20 protein-coding genes, 1 tRNA gene and 1 riboswitch are annotated in these 19,860 nt (G+C 70.5%); of the genes, 8 read left to right on the top strand and 13 right to left on the bottom strand.

The features are described from left to right. Positions 1-73: 73 nt before the first annotated feature. Together AB0J93_RS12860 and AB0J93_RS12855 are read right to left on the bottom strand one after the other, a co-directional pair. Entirely contained in the window at positions 74-1,201 is a 1,128-nt protein-coding gene (locus AB0J93_RS12860; RefSeq protein WP_363921214.1) for a PP2C family protein-serine/threonine phosphatase, read from the bottom strand. A 100-nt stretch (positions 1,202-1,301) separates the two neighbouring features. Beyond that, positions 1,302-1,943: a septal ring lytic transglycosylase RlpA family protein gene (locus AB0J93_RS12855; protein ID WP_363921212.1), complete on the bottom strand. Its 642-nt coding sequence runs from the start codon at positions 1,941-1,943 to the stop codon at positions 1,302-1,304. 179 nt (positions 1,944-2,122) lie between these two features. On the opposite strand from AB0J93_RS12855, the gene AB0J93_RS12850 reads away from it, so the two are divergent. Continuing rightward, complete coding sequence (locus AB0J93_RS12850) at positions 2,123-2,674, top strand: phosphoribosyltransferase family protein (RefSeq protein ID WP_363921210.1); 552 nt, start codon at positions 2,123-2,125, stop codon at positions 2,672-2,674. Between the two features lie 118 nt (positions 2,675-2,792). On the opposite strand, the gene AB0J93_RS12845 is transcribed toward AB0J93_RS12850, so the two are convergent. Further along, positions 2,793-3,308: an alpha/beta hydrolase gene (locus AB0J93_RS12845; RefSeq protein ID WP_363921208.1), complete on the bottom strand. Its 516-nt coding sequence runs from the start codon at positions 3,306-3,308 to the stop codon at positions 2,793-2,795. Positions 3,309-3,416: 108 nt separating this feature from the next. On the opposite strand from AB0J93_RS12845, the gene AB0J93_RS12840 reads away from it, so the two are divergent. Continuing rightward, positions 3,417-3,848 carry an ASCH domain-containing protein gene (locus AB0J93_RS12840; RefSeq protein ID WP_363921206.1) on the top strand — a complete coding sequence of 144 codons (432 nt, stop codon included), beginning with the start codon at positions 3,417-3,419 and terminating at the stop codon, positions 3,846-3,848. Positions 3,849-4,069: 221 nt separating this feature from the next. Here AB0J93_RS12840 and AB0J93_RS12835 read toward each other — a convergent pair whose 3' ends face one another. The 3 genes from AB0J93_RS12835 to AB0J93_RS12825 form a co-directional block, all read right to left on the bottom strand. Beyond that, positions 4,070-4,945 carry an LLM class flavin-dependent oxidoreductase gene (locus AB0J93_RS12835; protein WP_363921204.1) on the bottom strand — a complete coding sequence of 292 codons (876 nt, stop codon included), beginning with the start codon at positions 4,943-4,945 and terminating at the stop codon, positions 4,070-4,072. Between the two features lie 104 nt (positions 4,946-5,049). Then, a complete protein-coding gene (locus tag AB0J93_RS12830; RefSeq protein ID WP_363921202.1) occupies positions 5,050-5,970 on the bottom strand; it encodes a hypothetical protein in 921 nt (306 codons plus the stop codon). 333 nt (positions 5,971-6,303) lie between these two features. Beyond that, positions 6,304-6,377: transfer RNA gene (locus tag AB0J93_RS12825), tRNA-Gly, on the bottom strand. 336 nt (positions 6,378-6,713) lie between these two features. On the opposite strand from AB0J93_RS12825, the gene AB0J93_RS12820 reads away from it, so the two are divergent. Next, positions 6,714-7,718, top strand: a complete 1,005-nt coding sequence (locus AB0J93_RS12820) for a zinc metalloprotease (protein WP_363921200.1) — start codon at positions 6,714-6,716, stop codon at positions 7,716-7,718. Between the two features lie 68 nt (positions 7,719-7,786). Here AB0J93_RS12820 and AB0J93_RS12815 read toward each other — a convergent pair whose 3' ends face one another. Beyond that, positions 7,787-8,323, bottom strand: coding sequence for a pyridoxamine 5'-phosphate oxidase family protein (locus AB0J93_RS12815; protein ID WP_363921198.1), 537 nt, complete (start codon positions 8,321-8,323; stop codon positions 7,787-7,789). A 77-nt stretch (positions 8,324-8,400) separates the two neighbouring features. Between AB0J93_RS12815 and dcd the strand changes: the two genes are divergently transcribed. Continuing rightward, positions 8,401-8,979: a dCTP deaminase gene (dcd, locus tag AB0J93_RS12810; protein ID WP_093409429.1), complete on the top strand. Its 579-nt coding sequence runs from the start codon at positions 8,401-8,403 to the stop codon at positions 8,977-8,979. 56 nt (positions 8,980-9,035) lie between these two features. Here the strand turns inward: dcd and AB0J93_RS12805 are convergent, their stop codons facing one another. The 4 genes from AB0J93_RS12805 to AB0J93_RS12790 all read right to left on the bottom strand — a co-directional run bounded on the left by AB0J93_RS12805 (position 9,036) and on the right by AB0J93_RS12790 (position 14,410). Next, positions 9,036-10,028, bottom strand: coding sequence for an NlpC/P60 family protein (locus AB0J93_RS12805; RefSeq protein WP_363921195.1), 993 nt, complete (start codon positions 10,026-10,028; stop codon positions 9,036-9,038). Positions 10,029-10,082: 54 nt separating this feature from the next. Continuing rightward, positions 10,083-10,217, bottom strand: a riboswitch (cyclic di-AMP (ydaO/yuaA leader). 192 nt (positions 10,218-10,409) lie between these two features. Beyond that, entirely contained in the window at positions 10,410-11,420 is a 1,011-nt protein-coding gene (locus tag AB0J93_RS12800; protein WP_363921541.1) for an NlpC/P60 family protein, read from the bottom strand. A gap of 252 nt (positions 11,421-11,672) precedes the next feature. Next, positions 11,673-13,868 (bottom strand): (Fe-S)-binding protein, encoded by a 2,196-nt coding sequence (locus AB0J93_RS12795; RefSeq protein ID WP_363921193.1) that lies wholly within the window; start codon positions 13,866-13,868, stop codon positions 11,673-11,675. A 275-nt stretch (positions 13,869-14,143) separates the two neighbouring features. Next, on the bottom strand, positions 14,144-14,410 hold the full coding sequence (locus AB0J93_RS12790; protein WP_099848285.1) for a cell division protein CrgA: 267 nt from the start codon (positions 14,408-14,410) through the stop codon (positions 14,144-14,146). A 223-nt stretch (positions 14,411-14,633) separates the two neighbouring features. On the opposite strand from AB0J93_RS12790, the gene AB0J93_RS12785 reads away from it, so the two are divergent. Further along, a complete protein-coding gene (locus AB0J93_RS12785; RefSeq protein ID WP_363921191.1) occupies positions 14,634-15,443 on the top strand; it encodes a DUF881 domain-containing protein in 810 nt (269 codons plus the stop codon). Between the two features lie 1,392 nt (positions 15,444-16,835). Here AB0J93_RS12785 and AB0J93_RS12780 read toward each other — a convergent pair. Beyond that, the gene (locus AB0J93_RS12780) at positions 16,836-17,192 is read right to left on the bottom strand and encodes a hypothetical protein (protein WP_363921189.1); all 357 of its coding nucleotides are present in this window, start codon (positions 17,190-17,192) and stop codon (positions 16,836-16,838) included. Positions 17,193-17,250: 58 nt separating this feature from the next. Between AB0J93_RS12780 and AB0J93_RS12775 the strand changes: the two genes are divergently transcribed. Genes AB0J93_RS12775 through AB0J93_RS12765 form a run of 3 tightly spaced genes read left to right on the top strand, consistent with a single transcriptional unit; the run spans position 17,251 to position 19,060 of the window. Continuing rightward, the gene (locus AB0J93_RS12775; RefSeq protein ID WP_363921187.1) at positions 17,251-18,099 is read left to right on the top strand and encodes a class E sortase; all 849 of its coding nucleotides are present in this window, start codon (positions 17,251-17,253) and stop codon (positions 18,097-18,099) included. 2 nt (positions 18,100-18,101) lie between these two features. Beyond that, positions 18,102-18,401, top strand: coding sequence for a hypothetical protein (locus tag AB0J93_RS12770; protein WP_363921185.1), 300 nt, complete (start codon positions 18,102-18,104; stop codon positions 18,399-18,401). A gap of 8 nt (positions 18,402-18,409) precedes the next feature. Then, a complete protein-coding gene (locus AB0J93_RS12765; protein ID WP_363921183.1) occupies positions 18,410-19,060 on the top strand; it encodes an aminodeoxychorismate/anthranilate synthase component II in 651 nt (216 codons plus the stop codon). Between the two features lie 113 nt (positions 19,061-19,173). Here AB0J93_RS12765 and AB0J93_RS12760 read toward each other — a convergent pair whose 3' ends face one another. Next, a complete protein-coding gene (locus AB0J93_RS12760) occupies positions 19,174-19,845 on the bottom strand; it encodes a DUF2690 domain-containing protein (protein ID WP_363921181.1) in 672 nt (223 codons plus the stop codon). Positions 19,846-19,860: the final 15 nt, after the last annotated feature.

The raw sequence follows: 19,860 nt of genomic DNA, 5'->3' as shown, positions 1-19,860 counted from the left end.
CGACAAGCCGGTCCTGATAGTGACAGGCATTACACACCTGCCGTTCGGGTTCGCCAGCCCGACCCCGGGGTGGTCACCCTTCGGCCGCGCCAACCTCCCAACTCGGCACCGCCGCCGTCGCATTGCCCGGCGAGCCCGTGTACTCCATCAGGACCAGTGCGATGTCGTCGTCGAGCCGGCCGTGCACCCATTCGACCAGAGCGGTCTCCAGGGAGGCGAGGCCGTCGCCGACCGTACCGTGCCCGAGCAGCCGCCAGGCCCGGTCCGCGGTGGGAAAGAACTCGCCGTCCCGCCGCGCCTCGCCGAGCCCGTCGGTGAACAGCAGCAACCGGTCACCCGGCTCGAGCCGTTCCACGCGGGGCCGGACCACCGGCATGAAACCCAGCGGGGGCGCCGGCGCCGGCGGCTCAAGAGAGATCACCGCGCCGCGACGCAGCAGCAGCGGCGCGGGATGTCCACAGTTGACGATGGTGAGCGTGCCACCGCGCTCCTCGACCAGCGCGGCAGTGACGAAGTCCTCGTCACCGACGTTGCGTGCCACCGCCCGGTCCAGATCCGCCACCACCGCTCGGAGGTCGGCCCGCTCGTATGCCACGTGCCGGTACGAGCCGAGCACGATGCTCGCTAGCCGGACCGCCTCCAGGCCCTTGCCGCGCACGTCCCCGATGATCATCCGGACGCCGTACGGAGTTTCGATCGCCTCGTAGAGGTCGCCGCCGATCTCGGCCGTGGCGGTCGACGATATGTACCGGCCGGCCACGGAAAGAGCGCCCACCCGAGGACCGAGCGGGCGCAGCACCGCCTGCTGAGCCACCATGGCCAGCTTCGACAGCTCGGCGATCTGCTCCGCCTGCCGCTGCCGTACCGCCGCCACCGCTCCCGCGATGCCCGTGCCCAACGCGATGCCGGCCACGGCGAGGGCCGTGGAAACCGACATCGTCCGCTCGGCCAGGGCGAAGGTCGCCCCCAGCACGGAGGCGGCGGCACCGACGCCGAGCACGATCCGCCAGGAGGCGAGCGCCGCGGCCAGGAACGGTGCGGCAACCATCAGTGCGATGTAGTTCGCCGTACGGCCATCCGCCAACTCGACGGCAGACACGATTGCGAGCAGGACGAGGGCCGCGCCGAGGCCGGCGCGGGATCCGGGGCTCAGCGGGCCGCGGCCCGGCTGGAGGAGTTGCGTGCGTACATCCGACAGCATGCCCGATGTACGTGAGCGAAAGAATGAACCTGGCCCCTCGGACGAGACGGATCTGGCCGCGAGGATCCAGGGCCGGAGCCGATCGCGACGCTCCACCGCCTCAGCCGAGCACCTCGTAGCGGACCTCGATGTGACCGAGGTCGAGCGACGCGATCTCGGCGAACGCTGCCCGGGCCAGGTCCAGGCAACGCCCCTCGATGAACGGACCGCGATCGTTGATCCGGACGATGACCGACTTGCCGTTGGCCGGGTTGGTCACCCGCACCTTCGTGTCGAAGGGCAGGGTCTTGTGGGCGGCCGTCATTCCCTCCGGGTCGAACGTCTCGCCGTTGGCGGTCATCTGACCCTGCCAGTAGAAGGAAGCGCCGCAGGAGCCGGTGTCGACCACCGGACGGGCCGTCGTCTTCTTGGCCGTCGGCTTCGGCTTCGGGCTGGCCGTACGCTGCTTGCTACGCGAAGGTGCCTGCACGGTGCGGCTCGGCGTCGGGCTCGGCGTCAGGCTCACCGTCGGGCTCGGCGAGGTACTGGCGGTCGGCGACGCGGTCGGTGTACCGGTCGCCGGGGCGCTCGTGCCGACGGTGGGCGACAGATCGATCGCGGCCGGTCGGGTCGGCTCCGAGTCGGCGGTCAGCCGTACGGCGCCGACGGTGCCGCCGACGGCGAGCGCGACCGCCACCACGGCGCTGGCCGTGAGACCGGCCGGCGAGGTGAACCTGCGGGTACGGGAGTGCTTACCTGCCACCGGCCCGGTCCTTTCTCAGCGGGTCAAACCGGGTCGGACCATAACGAGAGAAGCACTTCCGAAGTCAACGTGATCATGACGTTATGCCCGTAATTGCGGCGATACGTGGAGCCGATCATCCGAGTCGTGGTGGGCCGGGCGGGCCGGTGTCCGGCAGGTGGCTGACGCAGGATGGTGACATGCCCGTTGAGCTGAGCAGACGCCTCGTCGAGTTGTTCGAATGGGTCGATCCGGGCCCGGGCGCGAGCCACCTGGTCAGCGACACCTCCGGGTGGTGGCGGGACCCGGAGACGCTCGCCGAGCTGGGGTCTGCGCTTGTCGCGCCGTTCCGAGCGACCCGGCCCACGGTGGTCGTGTCCCCGGCGGTCACCGGGTTCCTGCTCGGGCCGTTGGCGGCCACCGCCCTCGGCGTGGGATTCGTGGCAGCACACAAGCCCGGGGACGGACGGCTGCCCGCCGGCTCGCTGACCTGGGCGCAGAGTCCCCCCGACTTCCGCGGTCGACGGGTGGACCTCGCGGTGCGTGACCGGCACCTGGGTCCGGGCGACCGGGTGCTGGTGGTGGACGACTGGGTGGACACCGCCGCCCAGGTACGCGCCATCTACGAGATCTGCGCGGCCCGGAGAGCCGACCCGGTCGGCACCGCCGCCGTAGTCGCCACCTGTCCACCGACCGTAGCGGCCCACCTACGAATCACCGCCCTCCTCACCACCCCCGACCTCCCCACCTGAAACCCCCGACCCGATCCCGCTGATCATGAAGTTGTTACCCCTCGCTTCGGCGTGGCGCGACAACAACTTCATGATCAACGGGGTGAAGGGGGTGAAGGGTGCGGGGGGTGGGGGCGGGTCAGCGGACGAAGTCTTCGACCACGGTGCAGACCTGGCCGAGCGCCTCGGCGGAGCGGGCCAGCGGGCCAGGCACCATCAACGCGTGGTCAGCGCCGGGGATCTCCAACACGTTCGGGGTGAGCCGCCGGGCGACCCCGCCGTCCCAGGACGAGTCGGCGGTGCCACCGACCAGGATGAACGGCGCGGTGGCCCGGCGCAGCGCATCGACCACGTCGCCCCGGTGCAGCAACGGGGTGAGCCAGACGGCGGGCAACCCCCGGTCGGCCGCGAGCGGCGCGGCGAGGGTGCCGAGCGACTTGCCGACCAACAGGTCCGTCCGCTCGTCCAGGGTCGGGGAGACCTGGTCACACACCCACCTGCCGATGGTGTCGATGTCGAAGGTCTCCGGCACCTGCCAGGAGATCCCGTGCAGCCCGAAACCGACCCGGCGCAGCGCCTCGCCCAGGTAGAGAAAGAGGGGGTACCGGGTGTCGTACCCGCGTCCCGGGATGAGCACCGCGCGTCGGTCCGCCATGGACATCTCCTTGTCGTCGGCCATCGACCGTACCCCCATTCGCACCCTTCCGGGACGACTCACTCAGGCTCCACCGGATGGCGGCGATCGGGCAGTAGCCTCGACACGATGTGGCCACGGATCGGCGGACTCCGCGCGCTAGCCCTCGGCACCCCCGGTGAACTACGGACGCGCCTCAACACCCTCGTGCTGGCCGGCGTGAAGACCGCCACCGCCGGCCTGCTCAGCGAGTACGCCGATGAGGGCGAGGAACTTGAGCACGTCGGGGAGCGGCTGGCCCTGGTGGACGACGCCGACGCGTTGGTGGCCGTCGTCCAGGTGACCGGCATCGAGATGGCCCGGTTCGCCGAGGTGCCGTGGGACTTCGCCCGCGCCGAGGGGGAAGGCGACCGCTCGATCGAGGAATGGCGCGCCGGACACGCCGCCTACTGGGCTCGCGTCGGCACCCCGGTCACCGACGACAGCGAGATCGTCTGCGTACGCTTCCGCCTGGTGTCCGCCGGAGCCGGCGGCATCGCCACCGGCGACCTCGGCACCTGAGCCGCCGTCCGGCGAGCGGCACCTGCGCCGACCCGACGGGCCAACGCGGGCTCTGAGCCGGCCGTTGGCCGACCCGGCGGTAGGCCGACCCGGCGGGCGGGCGGGCGGGCGGCGCGGCCGGCGGGCGGCGCAGCGGGCGGCGCAGCGCAGTGCAGCGGGCGGACGGCGCAGCGTAGCGGGCGGACGGCGCGGCGAAGCGGGCGGGCGGGCGGCGCGCAGGTTCAGCGCAGCTCGGGCAGAAGGCGGGTGGCGACCTCCACCAGGATCGCCTCGTCACCGGCGTACCAGCTGCTCTCCCGAGGCCAGTGCGTGATCACATCGGTGAAGCCGAGCTTCGCCGCCCGCTCCACCTGGTCGGCGAAGAACTGTGCGCTGCTCAACGAGAAGATCGGCGCCGAGTCCAGCGAAAGGTAGCGGTCCAGGCTGGCCGGGTCACGCCCCTGCGCTGTCAGCGTCGCGTCGAGCCGGGTGGTCAGCTCGGCCACCCCGGTCCACCAGTCGTCCAGCTTGTCGACGGCGGGCCCGGTGGTCACCCAGCCCTGCCCGAAGCGGGCCGCGATCCGCATCGACCGGGGTCCGTTGGCGGCCACCACGAACGGCGCCCGGGGCTCCTGCACGCAGCCCGGATTGCTCCGGGCGTCGACCGCCGCGAACCATTCGCCCCGCCAGGTGGTGCCGTCCTGCCGCAGGATGGCGTCGAGCGACTCGGTGAACTCGGCGAACCGGTCCACCCGCTGCCGTGGGGGCAGCGTCTCACCGCCGAGGACGGCGGCGTCGAACCCGATGCCGCCCGCGCCGAGGCCGAGCAGCGCCCGGCCGTCGGAGACGTCGTCCAGCGCGGTCACCTGCCGGGCGAAGGCCGCCGGATGCCGGAAGTTCGGTGAGGCGACGAGCGTGCCGAGACGGATCCGGGTGGTCACCGTCGCGGCGGCGGTCAACGTGGTCATCGAGTCGAACCAGGGCCCGTCCACCAGGTCGCGCCAGCCCAGGTGGTCGTACGTCCAGGCGTGGTCGAAGCCCCACTCGTCGGCTCGCCGCCACCGGTGCCGCGCCACCGACCAGCGCTGGTCGGGCAGGATCACGATGCCAACCCTCATGATCACGATGGTACGCGGGTGCGGGTCACACCGCGGGGCACGGCAAGGGGCCCGGCCCCAGGGTCTCCCCTCGGACCGGGCCCCCATGCTGCCTCGACCAGTCCTCACATAAGAGCTTCGACGGCGGCCGGTGCCCGGGTCAGCGTCACCGTGGTCGGTGCGAGTTCGACCTGGACGATCTCGCCTTCGTAGTTCGGGTCGTTCGCCCAGGCGCTGCCGGTCACCTCGACCTTCCCCTTCTGGAACGGGGTGGTGCCCGTCGGGTCCGCCGTCGCGGACCACTGCGCCGTCTCACCCTCGACGCAGTCGACCCGGCCAGTGAACGGACCACGGATGATGACCTTCTTCTTGACCTGGGTGACCAGGCCACTGAGCTGCACCGTCGCGTCCGCGTTGCAGACCACGGTGCCGTGCACCGTGGCCTTGCCGTTCAGCTTGCTGAAGACGCCGTCCGCCGCCGGCGTGACGGTGAACTCCAGCGGGGCCGGCGGCGGCGGATTGCCGATCACGACCCGGCCGCGCAGAGCCGACTCGCCGCCCTCACAGTGCTGCTCGAAGGTGGCGTCCAGGCGCTCCACGTACCCGTGCGGGCCGAAGGCCACGTCGGCGACCACGAATGAGCCCGTGATGGTGTTGCAGCCCCGGCCGTTGCCGCTGATGTCGATGCCCGCGCCCGCACCGCTGAACGGCGCGCGCGTGGCTTCGGGATAGTCCCCGACGGCGAGCTGCTGCTCGGCCGGCGCCTTGAGCTCCATCGACCACCAGTCACCGTTGCTGCCGTCGATCGACAGGTAGACCCCGCGAAGCTGGTCGTCGGCGCGGATCGACAGCCGATCTCCCGCAGCGGCGTCGTAGCTGTAGGTGGCACCGCCGGTGATCCAGTCACCCGGGTCACCGGTCATCGTGAACGTGCCGGCGGTCACCGGCTCGGCCTGGGCCGCAGTCGCTCCGGTCAGCAGGCCGGCCGCGGTGACGGCGCCCGCAAGCAGTGTCGCCGCGATGGCCCGACTGGTGCGCATGGTCATGGATGCCTCTTTCACCACGGAGTGGGCTTTCCTCGCCGGGGAAAGCCTAGGAACCGCGAGCCGGGCCCGTCGCCCCATCGGTCAAAGTGGACAGTTCGTCCCGCTGCCGGCCCGGTCGCGCCCCACCCGCAATCCTCCGGCGACGCCCCGCAGATCGGGGCCACGGCGCTGCCTGTTCGTACGAACCTGAGAGCTTTGCCGATCGGCACACGAGTTGACCCGAAACGGCGCTGGTGTCGGTTTGGCACCGTCCTCTGGCCCGACGGCGGCGATGGGTGCCCCAACGACGAACGCCTGCCCACAGCAAGTGTTGTGAGCAGGCGTTTCTGCACGTGGAGCGGGTGACGGGAATCGAACCCGCACTGTCAGCTTGGGAAGCTGATGTTCTGCCATTGAACTACACCCGCGAGCGGCATCACTCTACCCGAGTCACCCAGGCCGACGCACCCAGGGCTCCACCCGAGCCACGAGCCGCCCCCAGAATGCCCTGCTCGCAACTTCCCCGAACTTGCTGGGGAGGGCGGGTCGGAGGCAGCAACATCCCCGAAAATGCACGGATCTTGGCGGCCCTCGACGTGCCGGTTTGGCACCGCGAAGGGTGCGGGTGGGGGTGGTCGGCAAGAAGTTTCACCATCGCAACATATGGCCATGTTCAAATCTGTCTATCGGTTGTAACGTCTGCCCCACGTTTTCCGCACGACGCGACACAACCCCCGGTCGCGTCGCCAGAAAGAGGTGGGCATATGGGACTGCGTCCCGTCCTGCTGAACCGGCGCATGGCCGGCATCGCATCGACGTCACTCGCGCTGGTGCTCGGCGTGGCCACGGTCGGCCTGCTGCCGGCCGCCACCACTACCGCGAGCCCGGCGGCTGCCGCCGTCACCGCCGACGAGGTGTGTGAGGATCCGACGGGCACCCTGGCGCGGGCCAAGGGTGGCAGTGCCGTCGAGCACGATCCGAACCAGTTGACCCTCGCCCAGGTGCATCAGCGCGAGGCCGAGTTCGCCGACATGCTGCAGGAGCGAGCCAAGCGCGTCGGCCAACGTACGCTGAGTGCCCAGGCCGCTGCGGCCTCGGTCACCATCCCGGTGGTGGTACACGTGATCCGTCGGGACACGACCCGGGCCGGCGGGAACATCCCCGACTCGATGATCCAGTCCCAGATCAACGTGTTGAACCAGTCGTTCAGTGGCGCGACGGGCGGCACCGCGACCGCCTTCGCGTTCCAGCTACAGAGCATCAACCGGGTGACCAACTCGTCGTGGTACCCGATCCGGCAGGGCTCGACGGCCGAGCGGCAGATGAAGACCCAGCTGCGTCAGGGCAACAAGTCGACGCTCAACATCTACCTCGGTGCGCTCAGCAACAACCTGCTCGGCTGGGCGACCTTCCCGCAGCGCAACCTGAACGTCATGGACGGCGTGGTCGTGCTTAGCGAGTCGCTGCCCGGTGGCACCGCCACCAACTACAACCAGGGTGACACCGGTACCCACGAGGTCGGCCACTGGCTGAACCTCTACCACACCTTCCAGGGTGGTTGCTCGGGCAGCGGTGACCAGGTCGGGGACACCCCCGCTGAGGCCTCGCCGGCCAGCGGCTGCCCGACCGGTCGGGACACCTGCTCCAGCCAGGGCCTCGACCCGATCACCAACTTCATGGACTACTCGTACGACTCCTGCATGTACCAGTTCACTCCGGGTCAGGCCACCCGCATGATCAACGCCTGGAACTCCTACCGCGCGGCATAGCGCGAGCCCATCACCGCGTACTGACGGTGCCGGCCCCGGATGACGGGGCCGGCACCGGCGTATGCGAGTCAGGCGGCGCGGCGATGGTGCCGCCCGGAGCTGGCCGGCACCGGGCGTACGGCCTGAGGCGCGGCACCGGCCGGGTCGAGCCAGACCTGGACGGCCGGACGGGACGCCAGCTCGCTCGGCCCACCCACCGACTGCTCCCGCCGGGCCAGCATCGCCACGTCGACGCTGAACTCGAAGAGGCGCCAGTCGGCGTGCGGGGCGGCCCGCGCTGCGAACGCCAGCCGGGCGACCGTGGCGTCGTCCGTGACGGGTCGGGCGCGACCGGCGACGTACGCCTCGTCGTCGCTCTCCTCCGCCGGGAACGAGTGCAGCGCGTAACGGCCGTCGCGTTCCAGGTCGCGCCGCTTCGGTGAGTCGATGACGAAGCAGTAGAGACCGTCGTCGGTGATCACCGGGGAGACCGGGTGCACCCGGGGCCCGCCGTCGGAGCGGACCGTGGCCAGGTAGCCGAAGCCCGGGCCGTACTGCTGCATGAGAAGGCGGATCCCGTCGGCGAGTCGAGGCTCGTCAGCGGCGAATTCGGACCAGGAAGCCATGCCGACATCCTATCGAACACACGTTCGAAGCGGGTAGTCCGACACGCGTGTCGCATACCGGCAGCTATGGTGTGGCGATGCTGCTCTCCGACCGCGACCTGGTCTCCGAGATCAAGGCGGGCACCCTGGCGCTCGAACCATTCGAGCCCACCCTGGTGCAGCCCTCCAGCATCGACGTACGTCTGGACAAACTGTTCCGGGTCTTCAACAACCACCTCTACACCCACATCGACCCGGCCACCCGGCAGGACGACCTCACCTCCGCCGTCGAGGTGCCCGACGGCCAGGCGTTCGTGCTGCACCCGGGCGAATTCGTGCTCGCCTCGACGCTTGAGGTCATCTCGCTGGGCGACCAGCTCGCCGGCCGCCTCGAAGGCAAGTCCAGTCTGGGACGGCTCGGCCTGCTCACGCACTCCACCGCCGGCTTCATCGACCCCGGCTTCTCCGGTCACGTCACCCTGGAGCTGTCCAACGTGGCCAACCTGCCGATCACCCTCTGGCCGGGCATGAAGATCGGGCAGCTCTGCATCTTCCGGCTCTCCTCGCCCGCCGAGCACCCGTACGGATCGGCCGTCTACGGCTCCCGCTACCAGGGTCAGCGCGGCCCGACGCCGAGTCGTGCCTGGCAGAGCTGGCGCACCTGGCCCACCCGGTGACACCACAGCCACGCCGCAGCCGTTGATCCACCGTCCCGCGCCTACGTCCGTCCGCCTCAGCCGGGCCGGCCGAAACTGTGCACCGGGCTGCTGTCCAGCCGCTTCATCTTGACCGGCTGACCCGCCCGGGAGGCGTGCACCACCCAGCCACCACCGACGTACATGCCGACGTGGTGCAGGTCCCGGTAGTAGAAGACGAGGTCGCCGGGGCGCAGTGCGCCGCGACTGACCGACGCGGTGACCCGACGTTGCCGTGCCGCGTTGTGCGGCAGTGCGACACCAGCCCGCGACCATGCGGCCAGCGTCAGCCCGGAACAGTCGTACGCGTTCGGCCCCTCGGCGCCCCAGGAGTACGGCTTGCCGATCTGGGCACAGGCGAAGGTGACCGCCTCGCCGGCCGGTCCGCCGGGGTAGCTGGCCGGACAGGGGGCCGGCCGCAGCGGCCCACCACCTCCCTTTCCGTACGCCCGCAGCCGGAGCCGCTGCAACCGGTCGATCTCGGCGTCGATCTGTCGCCGCTTCGCCGCGAGATCGGCCTCGGTACCGGCGAGCTGATCGATGGTGCGGTCGAGCCCGGCCTTGGCGGCGGCGAGTTCGTCGCGCAGTTCACTCGCGTGCCGGACGTCCTGCTGCTGGAAGCGGGCGTACCGGTCGAGCAGGCCGAGTTGCTCGACGACCTCGCCCGGCGACCGGCTGCCGAGCAGCGTGTTGACGGCCCGTACCTGCTCACCCTTGTACGCGCGGGCAGCGAGCTTGCCGACCCGGTCCATGGCCTCGTCCACCTGCCGTTGCAGCGGCGCGATCCGGGCGGCCAGCGCGTCCGCCTCCCGCCGCTTGGCGGCCAGGTCCTGCCGGGTGGCGTTGTGCTGTTCGATGACGGGTTCGAGCCGGTTCCAGTCCTCGTCGATCTGGCGCTCGATGTCGGCGACCGTGGGGTCGGCCCCGGCCGCCGCCACGCCGCCGGTCAGCATCACGGCGGTCGCGGCCAGTGCGGCAAGGATGCAGCGGTACCAGCGGAAACGCGGCGCAGCCGTCGGTCGGCCGGGCATCCCCGGCCGCGATGACGGTGGCCGCGGGGCATGGTGTGCCACCGGGCTCAGCACTCCTTCTTCCCATACCGCCTACCGGGTTAGCTGACGGGTTCGGGCGGGAAGGGGCGCCCTACCGTGACTCGCACGGATTCACCCCGGGTACCTGGTTCCCCGGCTCGCTGAGGAGCGATTCGGCGGTGTCGGACCGTTACCGCCCTGGGTGGGCGGAACTGCCAGCGGCCGACGATTGCCCAGCGTAGGGACGATCGGAGTCAATACGCAACACAACCGCACCGTCACCGTGGGTGCTGACATCTGACAATGGCGAGGGCCCCCGTCGACTTGACCGGGAGCCCTCGGGCGTTCCTGCGCGACCGCTCAGCGGGCGCGGGTGGTGACTCAGCCGGGTCGGCGGAAGCCGGCGACCGGCATGGTCGTGATGGGCGATACGTTCACCGGTTTACCGGCTCGAGCCGCATGCACCATCTGGTTGTTGCCCAGGTAGAGCCCGACGTGGTGCAGGTCGCTGAAGAAGAACACCAGATCACCGGGACGGGCGTCGGAGCGGGAGATGGCCTTGCCCTCGTTCCACTGGGCACCGGTGAAGTGGGTCAGCGAGATGCCGGCGGCCCGGTACGCGTACTGGGTCAGACCGGAGCAGTCGAACGAGTTCGGCCCGGTGGCACCCCACACGTACGGCTTGCCGACCTGGGCGCAGGCCGTCCTGATGGCGGTGCGGGCGGCGTCGCTGACCACACCGTTGATGGTCGGGCAGTTGGTGGTCTTCACCGTGGTCACCGGCAGCGACCGTTCGAGCCGCTTGATCTCGGCGTCGATCTTCTTCTTCTTCGCCGCCAGATCCTTCTCCTGCTTCTCCTGGGAAGCGATCAGGGCGTCGAGCTTGGCCTTCTGGTCGTCGTACTTCTTGCGGATCTTCATGACGCCCTCAAGCTCGCGGCGCTCCTGCGACGCGAGCCGGTCGAGGAGGGCCATCTGCTCACCGAGATCGTCGGGCTTCGCGTTGAGCAGTACCGCACCGAGTTCCGCGGACGGGCCGCTGATGTAGTAGCGGGAGGCGAGGTCGGCCACCCGGTTCATCGCCAGCTCGGTCTCCAGGGCCAGCGGCTCGATCTTCTTCCCCAGGCTCTTCGACTTCTGCCGGTTGACCCGCAGCTCGGAGCGCACCTTGTTGTACTGCTCGATGGTGGGTTCCAGCTTCCGCCACTGCTTGTCGATCTGGGCCTCGATCTCGTCGACCGAGGGTTCGGCGTACGCGGGGGCGGCGAGCAGGCCGGCACCGACCGCGGCGGCGGCGACGAGGACAACCAGCGCACGGGCGGCCCTACGCAGGCCACCCGGACGGGATAGTCCTGGCGCACGACGATGAAGGGGCATGGTTGCCACCGGCAGCGTCTCCTTTGCAACCGACCGCCGGGCGTCCCGCGAGCGGTAAGGGGCGGGGACAGAGGACCCATGGCGGTCGGTGCCCCACATTAGGGAACGGCAGGTGGGGAATCAAGGCGACCAACGGCTCATTCACCTTTGCGCGACGGTACGCACACTAAGGGTGTCGACCGATTCGTTACAGTTACGTGCGCCAATACAAAACCGGGCGGGACAGCACCGGTTGAGGTGCCGTCCCGCCCGATGCGTACGCGCCGGTCAGCCGGCCACCGGCGTGCTCTCCCCGGTGCCACCGACCCGCTCGGGCTTTACCGACCGGAGCAGCACGCTGGCCACGTCGATCACCTCGACCTGCTCTCCGGCACCCTTGCCGTTCACCCCGTCGGTGAGCATCGTCGAGCAGAACGGGCAGCCGACGGCGACCGTCCTCGCTCCGGTGGACATGGCCTCCTCGACCCGGTCCACGTTGATCCGCTTGCCGATGCGCTCCTCCATCCACATGCGGGCACCACCGGCACCGCAACAGAAGGAGCGCTCGCTGTTACGCGGCATCTCGGTCAGCTCACCCTCGATCGCGCTGCCGAGCACCTCGCGTGGCGGGGTGAAGACCCGGTTGTGCCGCCCCAGGTAACACGGGTCGTGGTAGGTGACGCCGCCGTCGACCGGCTGCACCGGGGTGAGCTTGCCGGTGGCGACCAGGTGGGCCAGCAACTGGGTGTGGTGTACCACCTCGAACTCGCCGCCCAGTTGGCCGTACTCATTGCCCAACGTGTTGAAACAGTGCGGGCAGGTAGCGACGATCTTGCGCTTGGCCTTCTCCCGACCCTCGAACGCCTCGTTCAGGGTCTCGACGTTCTGCTGCGCGAGCATCTGGAAGACGAACTCGTTGCCGATCCGCCGGGCCGGGTCGCCGGAGCAGGTCTCCCCCTCGCCGAGGATGGCGAAGGAGACCCCCGCCTCGTTGAGCAGGGTCGCGACGGCCCGGGTGGTCTTCTTCGCCCGGTCCTCGAACGCACCTGCGCAACCCACCCAGAAGAGGTACTCGAAGTCCTCGACCTCGCCGACCCGGGGCACCTCGAAGTCGAGCCCCTTGGTCCAGTCCTCACGGGTGTTCTGCGGCGCACCCCAAGGGTTGCCCTTGTTCTCCAGGTTGCGCAGCATCACGCCGGCCTCGGAGGGGAAGCTGGACTCGATGAGCACCTGGTAGCGACGCATGTCGACGATGTGGTCGACGTGCTCGATGTCCACCGGGCACTGCTCCACGCAGGCACCGCAGGTGGTGCAGGACCAGAGCACGTCGGGGTCGATGACGCCGCCGGACTCGGCGTCGCCGATCAGCGGCTTCTCCGCCTCGGCGAGGGCCAGCACGTCGAGGTGGGCGAGCTGCGCGGCGGTGGCCTTCTCTTCACCGGTGAGGTCCTTGCCGCCGCCCGCCAGCAGGTAGGGCGCCTTGGCGTACGCGTGGTCCCGCAGGCTGAGCACCAGCAGTTTCGGCGACAGCGGCTTTCCGGTGTTCCAGGCCGGGCACTGCGACTGGCAGCGGCCACACTCGGTGCAGGTGCTGAAGTCCAGCAGACCCTTCCAGGTGAACTGCTCGACCTGGGCGACGCCGAACTGGTCCTTCTCCGGGTCGGCCTCCTCGAAGTCGAGCGGCTTGCCGTCGCTCATCATCGGGCGCAGCGCGCCGAGGCCGGAGCCGGCCGCACCCGGCTTGCGCTTGAAGAAGATGTTGGGGAAGGCGAGGAAGCGGTGCCAGGCGACACCCATCGTCACGTTCAACGAGATCACGATGACCCAGGCCATCGAGATCGAGATCTTGATGAGCGCGGCGACGCTGACGCCGGACTCCCAGCCCGGCAGCAGGGCACCGACCGCGTGGCTGAGCGGGGTGGCCCAGGTGGGGTACTCGAAGTGGTCGGTGGCCACCTTGAAGCCGCGGATCACGAAGCCCATGACCAGCACGGCGAGGACGACCGCCTCGACGAAGTAGCCCTGCCACATGGTGGAGCCGGTGAACCGCGACCGGCGTCCCGCCCGGTTCGGCCGGTTAGCCACCCGGATCGCGATCAGGACGCCGATGCCGATGACGCCCAGAATGCCGATCCACTCGGTGACCAGCCCGTAGAGCGTCCACGACCCGATAAGCGGCAGCCCGCCGGTCGGCGACACCACCTCGAAGTACGCCTCGAGGACCAGCAGCGACAGCACGATGAAGCCGACCATCACGAACCAGTGCGCCGCACCCACCACGCTCCAGCGGAGCATCCGGGTGTGCCCGGCGGTCTCGGCCAGCATGGTCCTGGTGCGGCTGACCTTGTCGCCGGAACGGGTCGGATCAGGCTGACCCAGCCGGATGACGGCCACCATCTTCGAGACCGCGCGTACCGCAAGCCACACCGCAACGGCGGTGATGGCGACCGCGAGGATCGTGGTGACGATCTGGACGCTGCCCATCGAGTTGGCCTCCCGGTCTGCTGCCTGTCGAGCGGCTCGGCGACCGGGGCGTCGGTGCGATCGTCGACCAACGCCGCCGCACCTCAACCTGATCGGTCGATGACCTCGCTCCGCTCGGTCATGCAGTGCAGCCTACGCGCAAGGTTACCCAGCAGTAACGTGAGTCATCTCGCACCAGGGGCCACGCTGCCCTGCGCACACCTTAGGAGGCCGGCGACGCCACCGCTCGGGCGGGCCGCCGGTGGTGCCGGACAGTCATGGCCTTGAGCTGCGGGTCAGCGCCAGCGGGAGAGCACGATCAGGGAGGCGACCATCGCGCCGAACCCGACCGCCAGGTTCCAGTACCCCAGCTCCATGACCGGGTACTCCTGCTCGGAAAGGTAGTAGACCACCAGCCAGCCGATGCCGAAGACGATCAGCGACACCGCCAGAACCGGCAGCCACATCGGGCTGGGCTTGTTGGTGGCCGCGGTCGTCGCCGTCGGGCGGACGTCCGTAGGCGGGGTGTACACCTTCTTCTTGCGGACCTGAGACTTGGGCACGGCGCTCTCCAGAGGGGTTACGACCTCGTCCGGCCTGACAACCGGGCGCGAGGGCGACGGTCCATGGCCAATAATGTTCGACAGCTAGCGTAGTCCGGAAGACCCGTCCGATCCACGAATGAGGTGAGACCGGTACCGGGCAGCACCGGAAAACAGGACAACACGGCTGGCGCCCGGCCCGCACCGGGTGGCGTCGGAGCGCGATGACGAGGGGGACTGGACCGTGGAGTACACATCCGGCGCAGCGTCGTGGCAGAAGGCGCTGCGACGACTCGTCGCCGGGTTGCTGCCTCGGCGACCACGTCAACGCCGGCCGTTCTGGTCGGTAGGTGTACCGCTGATCGCCCTGGCGGCCGGTCTGCTCTTCACCACGACGGCCACGACGGCGGGCGGCACCGCCCTGCGCGAGGACCGCCGACCCCAACTGACCGAGCTGATCGAGGACCGCCGCGCGCAGGTGGCGGCGAACGAGGAGCGGGCCGCCACGCTGCGCGGGGAGTTGGAGAGCCGGACGGCCGTCCTCGCGAACTCCGACGGTCCGATCAGGGAACAGCAGCAGCGGGCCGACGCCAGTCGGGCCGCCGCCGGCTTCACCGCCCTCACCGGTTCCGGTCTGACCGTCGAGCTCAACGACGCACCGCAGCTCAGCAATCTGCCCGAAGGGGCCTCCAACGACGACCTGGTCGTCCATCAGGGCGACGTGCAGGCGGTGGTCAACGCGCTCTGGGCCGGCGGCGCCGAGGCGATGTCAATCATGAACGTGCGCGTGCTGGCAACCAGCGCGGTACGCTGCGTGGGTAACACCCTGCTGTTGCACGGCCGGGTGTACTCCCCACCTTTCAAGATCGTAGCAATTGGCGATCCCGCCGCACTCCGGCAGGCCCTCGCCGCTTCCGAGGGAGTCCGGTGGTTCAGGGACGCGGTCGACAACTACCAACTCGGCTACTCAGAGACCCCTGGCACCGTCACGGTGCCCGCCTTCGAGGACTCCACCACCCTGCGTTCGGCGACGGTGCCGGCGGTGCCGCAGTGAGCCCGCGGTGAGCCCGCAGTCCGACGGTCGGCACCGCGACCAGACCGACGAGCCGACCGCCTTCCTGCCCAAGGTCGAACGGTCCGAGTCCGCCGACGCCCGTGCGACGGGCGCCTGGCCCGACCCGGTGCTGCCGACCCGGTCCGGGCCGTCCCAGGCACCGCATGTCCCGCCGCCGACAGCTGCTCCGCGTCCGAACGATCAGGCTTCCGCCGGGGGTCGGCCGCCGGAAGGCCAGCGGCCGACCAACTCCGGCCGCTTCGACGGTGCCGCCGAGGCCACCCCGCCCGTCGGCGGCCGGTGGGACGCCCCAGCGCCGACGGACCCGCCTGCCCGGACCACAACCGCGCCCGCCGCCCCGACCGGCTGGAACGCACCTGCGGGGCCGGAGCGGACCAGCGCGCCGACGGCCGACCGTCGGGGTGCCGGCCCGGGCCAGGAGCAGTCGACCGCACCCGGACGTCGGGACACCGCCCCGGCCACGGACCACCGGGCGAACCAGTGGGACGCTGCGGCGACCACCGGGCGCAGCGTCACCCAGTGGGACCCGGCACCGAGCGGGCAACGTCCGGTGGATCCCGACCGAACGGCTAACCAGTGGGACTCCACGCCCGGCCCGGCTCGTGACGCCGCCGGCCGGCAACCGGACGCCGCAACCAACGACCAGTGGCATGGCGTACCCCTGCCGTCGGGCCAGCCGGACATCCCGGTGGGGCCGACGCCGTGGCGCGGGGCCTTCCAGCCGACCCGGAGCGCGGGCGACCCGCAGCAGCCCAGCAGCACCCGGGCGTCCGCCGCGGACGCCGGTCACGCCGGATCCGGTCCCCTGGGCGTCACCGGTCAGCCGGGCCGGACGGTCCCGGACGACACCACGGCCCGGCCGGGCAACGGCGAGGCAACCGGCACCCCACCGCCCTGGCCCGGTGCCCGACCACCAGGCTCGACCCGGGCCGGGACCGGAGCGCCCCCCAACGGCAGTACGACCTGGCAAAACGGCGAGCAGCCGAGACAGCCCGCCGGGCTCACACAACCTGCCGCTGTGCGACCGGCCACGCCACCGCCCGGTCAGTCATCCCAGCCTTCGCAGCCGGCGCCGACCCCGCAGTTCGGGGCACCCTACGGCGATCACAGGCCGCGTCCCGGCGCCAGCCAAGCCGGCACCGCAGCTCCGGCACCGCACGCGTCGGGTCCCGGGTCCGGGCAGCCCGCCAACCCAGCTCCGGCACCGCACGCAGCGCGTCCCGGGTCCGGGCAGCCCGCCAACGCTGCGCCGGCACCGCACGCGTCGTACGTCGGACCGGCGAGCAACGGTGGGTCGGCGCAGCCGCCGTATCCCGGACAGCCGGGCCCGACCGGTCCGGCAACGCAGCCGTCGCGCCCTGCGCAGGCGGGTCAGGAGAGGTCGACACCGCATCCGCCCCGCCCCGGGCAGGCTGGCCAGGAGCGGCCCGCCGCAAGTGGTGCGGCATACCCGGCACCCGGCCAGGGTGACTGGTCCGGTGAGGGCCCGACCGCGTTGATGCCGAAGATCGGCGACCTCACCGGCGCGGCACCTGCCGGCAGGGGAACGGAACCGACCAGGGCGAACCGGGCGACGACCGGGCAGCCCGGTACCGCCCCCAGCCCGGCGGCCACGGACCGTCCGACTACCCCGACCAACTCCACCTCGGGCCAGCCAACCCGCCCGGCAGCACCGGGCCAGCCGTCCGCGCCGAGCCGACCGGTCGACCCGAGGGCGACCGCCCTCATCCCGGCGGTCACCGGGGCGCGGCCGAGTGCTGCGCCCGCACTGGACTCGACCGCCCTGATGGGTGCCGTACCCCGGCCACCCAAGGGCGAGGAACCGTCCGACGGCGCCGACCAGCCCGCCGAGGCACCGAAGCCGCGGCGCGGTGACCGGGTGGTGCAACTACGCCCCCACCAGACGGGCGAGGGCTACAAGAGCGTCTACTCGGAGCTGACCCGTCCGTCGCTGTGGTCCCGGGTGCGTACCGGGCTGCGGTTCAGTGGCGAGCTGCTGATCACCTTTGGCCTGGTGGTGCTGCTCTTCGCCGGCTACGAGATCTGGGGCAAGTCGGCGATCGTCGACGCCCACCAGGGCGAGTTGAGCGAGCAACTGGCCCAGGCGTGGGCACCCGAACCGGCTACCGACCCGACGGTCACGGCGTCGGCCAGCCCGTCTGCAAAGCCGAAGCCGGCGGTGCAGGGCACGCCGATCGCCGGCCTCTACATTCCGAAGTTCGACAAGGAATGGGTCGTCGTCGAGGGGGTCGGCCAGCAGGACATCCGGTACGCGCCGGGCCACTACCCGGACAGCGCCATGCCGGGCCAGGTGGGCAACTTCTCCGTGGCCGGGCACCGGAACCGGGCCACCTTCTGGCGGCTGGACGAGCTGCGCGACGGCGATCCGATCCTGGTCGAGGGCCGCGACGAGTGGTACGTCTACCAGGTGACCGAGAGCCTGGTCGTCAAACCGACGCAGGTGGAGGTGGTGGCTCCGGTGCCGGGTCGACCGGGCGAGAAGCCGACCAAGCGGATGCTGACCCTGACCACCTGCAACCCGAAGTTCGACAACTACGAGCGGTTGATCATTCACGCCGAGTTGACGCGTACCCAGCCCAAGGCCGAGGGACGCCCGGCAGAGCTGGGGACCTGACGATGTACGCCTGGATCTGGCGCAAGCTGCCCTTCGGGCTGCCCGGCAAGCTCGCCGGCAGTCTCCTGCTCGCCACCACGATGGTGGCGCTGCTGTGGTACGTGGTGTTTCCCTGGGCGGAACCGCTGCTGCCCTTCGACGACGTGCAGGTCACCCAGGACGACTCCGGCGTACCGGGCGCACCGGACGGCGACGTCGGGCCCGGGGACGACGGCACGGTCGATGACGCTCCAGCGGGCGACGAGCACGATCTGCCGTACGACACCGACCGGAACAACACCCCGCCGCCGGACGAGGACTAGTGAGACCGATGCGCGTCCTGGTGATCGACAACTACGACTCGTTCGTCTTCAACCTCGTGCAGTACCTCGGCCAGCTCGGCGTGGAGTGCGAGGTACGACGCAACGACGAGATCGAGGTGGCCGAGGTCGGGCGGGTCGGCGCGGCCGGCGTCCTGCTCTCACCGGGCCCGGGCACGCCCGACCGGGCCGGCATCTGCCTCGACGTGATCCGCGAGTACGCCGGCAAGCTGCCGATCTTCGGGGTGTGTCTGGGGCACCAGGCCATCGGCGAGGCGTTCGGGGCGACCGTCACGCGCGCCCCGGAACTGCTGCACGGCAAGACCTCTGAGGTCCGGCACGACGGCACCGGCGTCCTCGCCGGCCTGCCCGACCCGTTCACGGCGACCCGCTACCACTCTCTCGCCGTGCTGCGGGAAACCCTGCCGGCCGAGCTGGAGGTGACCGGCTGGACAGCCTCCGGGATCGTCATGGCGATGCGCCACCGCACCCTGCCGATCGAGGGCGTCCAGTTCCACCCCGAGTCGGTGCTCACCGAGGGCGGTCACCTGATGCTTGCCAACTGGCTCGCCGCCTGCGGCCATCCGGAAGCGCTGGAACGCGCTCCGGAACTGGCCGCCGAGGTCGACGCCCGCCGCCTCGCCGCCTTCGCCACCACCTGACGCCGCACAACGACATCGGGACCGCCGCGTGGATCGCGGCGGTCCCGGATACGACCGGCGGCGCTGGACCACCGCCCGGGCCTCGGCTCGCTCGGGCGAGCCCTGTGAAACCCCTAGTAACGACTGGTGCAGGACCAGATCGACGGGCCACCGATCTGCGTGTCATAGCAGGCCTTGTAGGTGTAGCCCGCGTCGTCGAGCATGGCGGTCCAGACGTTGGTGCCGTTGAACCGGCCGTCGTGGTTGTAGACCGAGAGGCGGAGATTTCCGTTGGCGTAGTACCCGAAGCCGGCGATGGAGGTGTAGCAGCAGCCGCGGCTCCACGCCGTTCGGCAGGTCGGGCTGTACCGCAGCTCGACTCGCGAGTTGTAACCGTTGTACTTGCTGTAGATGGTCACGGCGTCGGTGCTGCAGTAGGCGTAGTTCGACGGGCCCCCCGGCATCGGTGCCAGGAACGACGCGGGGTCCTTGCCGTCACAGGCCGAGCCGCAGGCGTCGCCGACTGCGAGGGTCGAGCTGAGTGCCCGGACGGCGGCCGGGTCCGCGATGGTCTCGACACTTCCGTCGGCGTGCCGGACGGTGCGGCTGGGCAGGGTCACCTCCGCCCGGCCGTCCCGCTCCTTGGCGATGGCTTCCTCCCGGGTCGGCTTGGCGGGTTCGGCTGACGCGACGACAGGAGAGGCCGTCGTTTCCGACGGCCCGGCCGCCAGGGACTGCCCAGGTGCGACGAAGAGGAGCGGGATCAGTGCGGCGAGCAGTAGGGACGCGCGGACAGGTTTACGCATGATTTGGAACCCCCG

This window comes from Micromonospora sp. NPDC049374 (genome assembly GCF_040677165.1).
Lineage (GTDB): Bacteria > Actinomycetota > Actinomycetes > Mycobacteriales > Micromonosporaceae > Micromonospora.
This window is presented reverse-complemented; position numbering and strand designations above follow the sequence as displayed.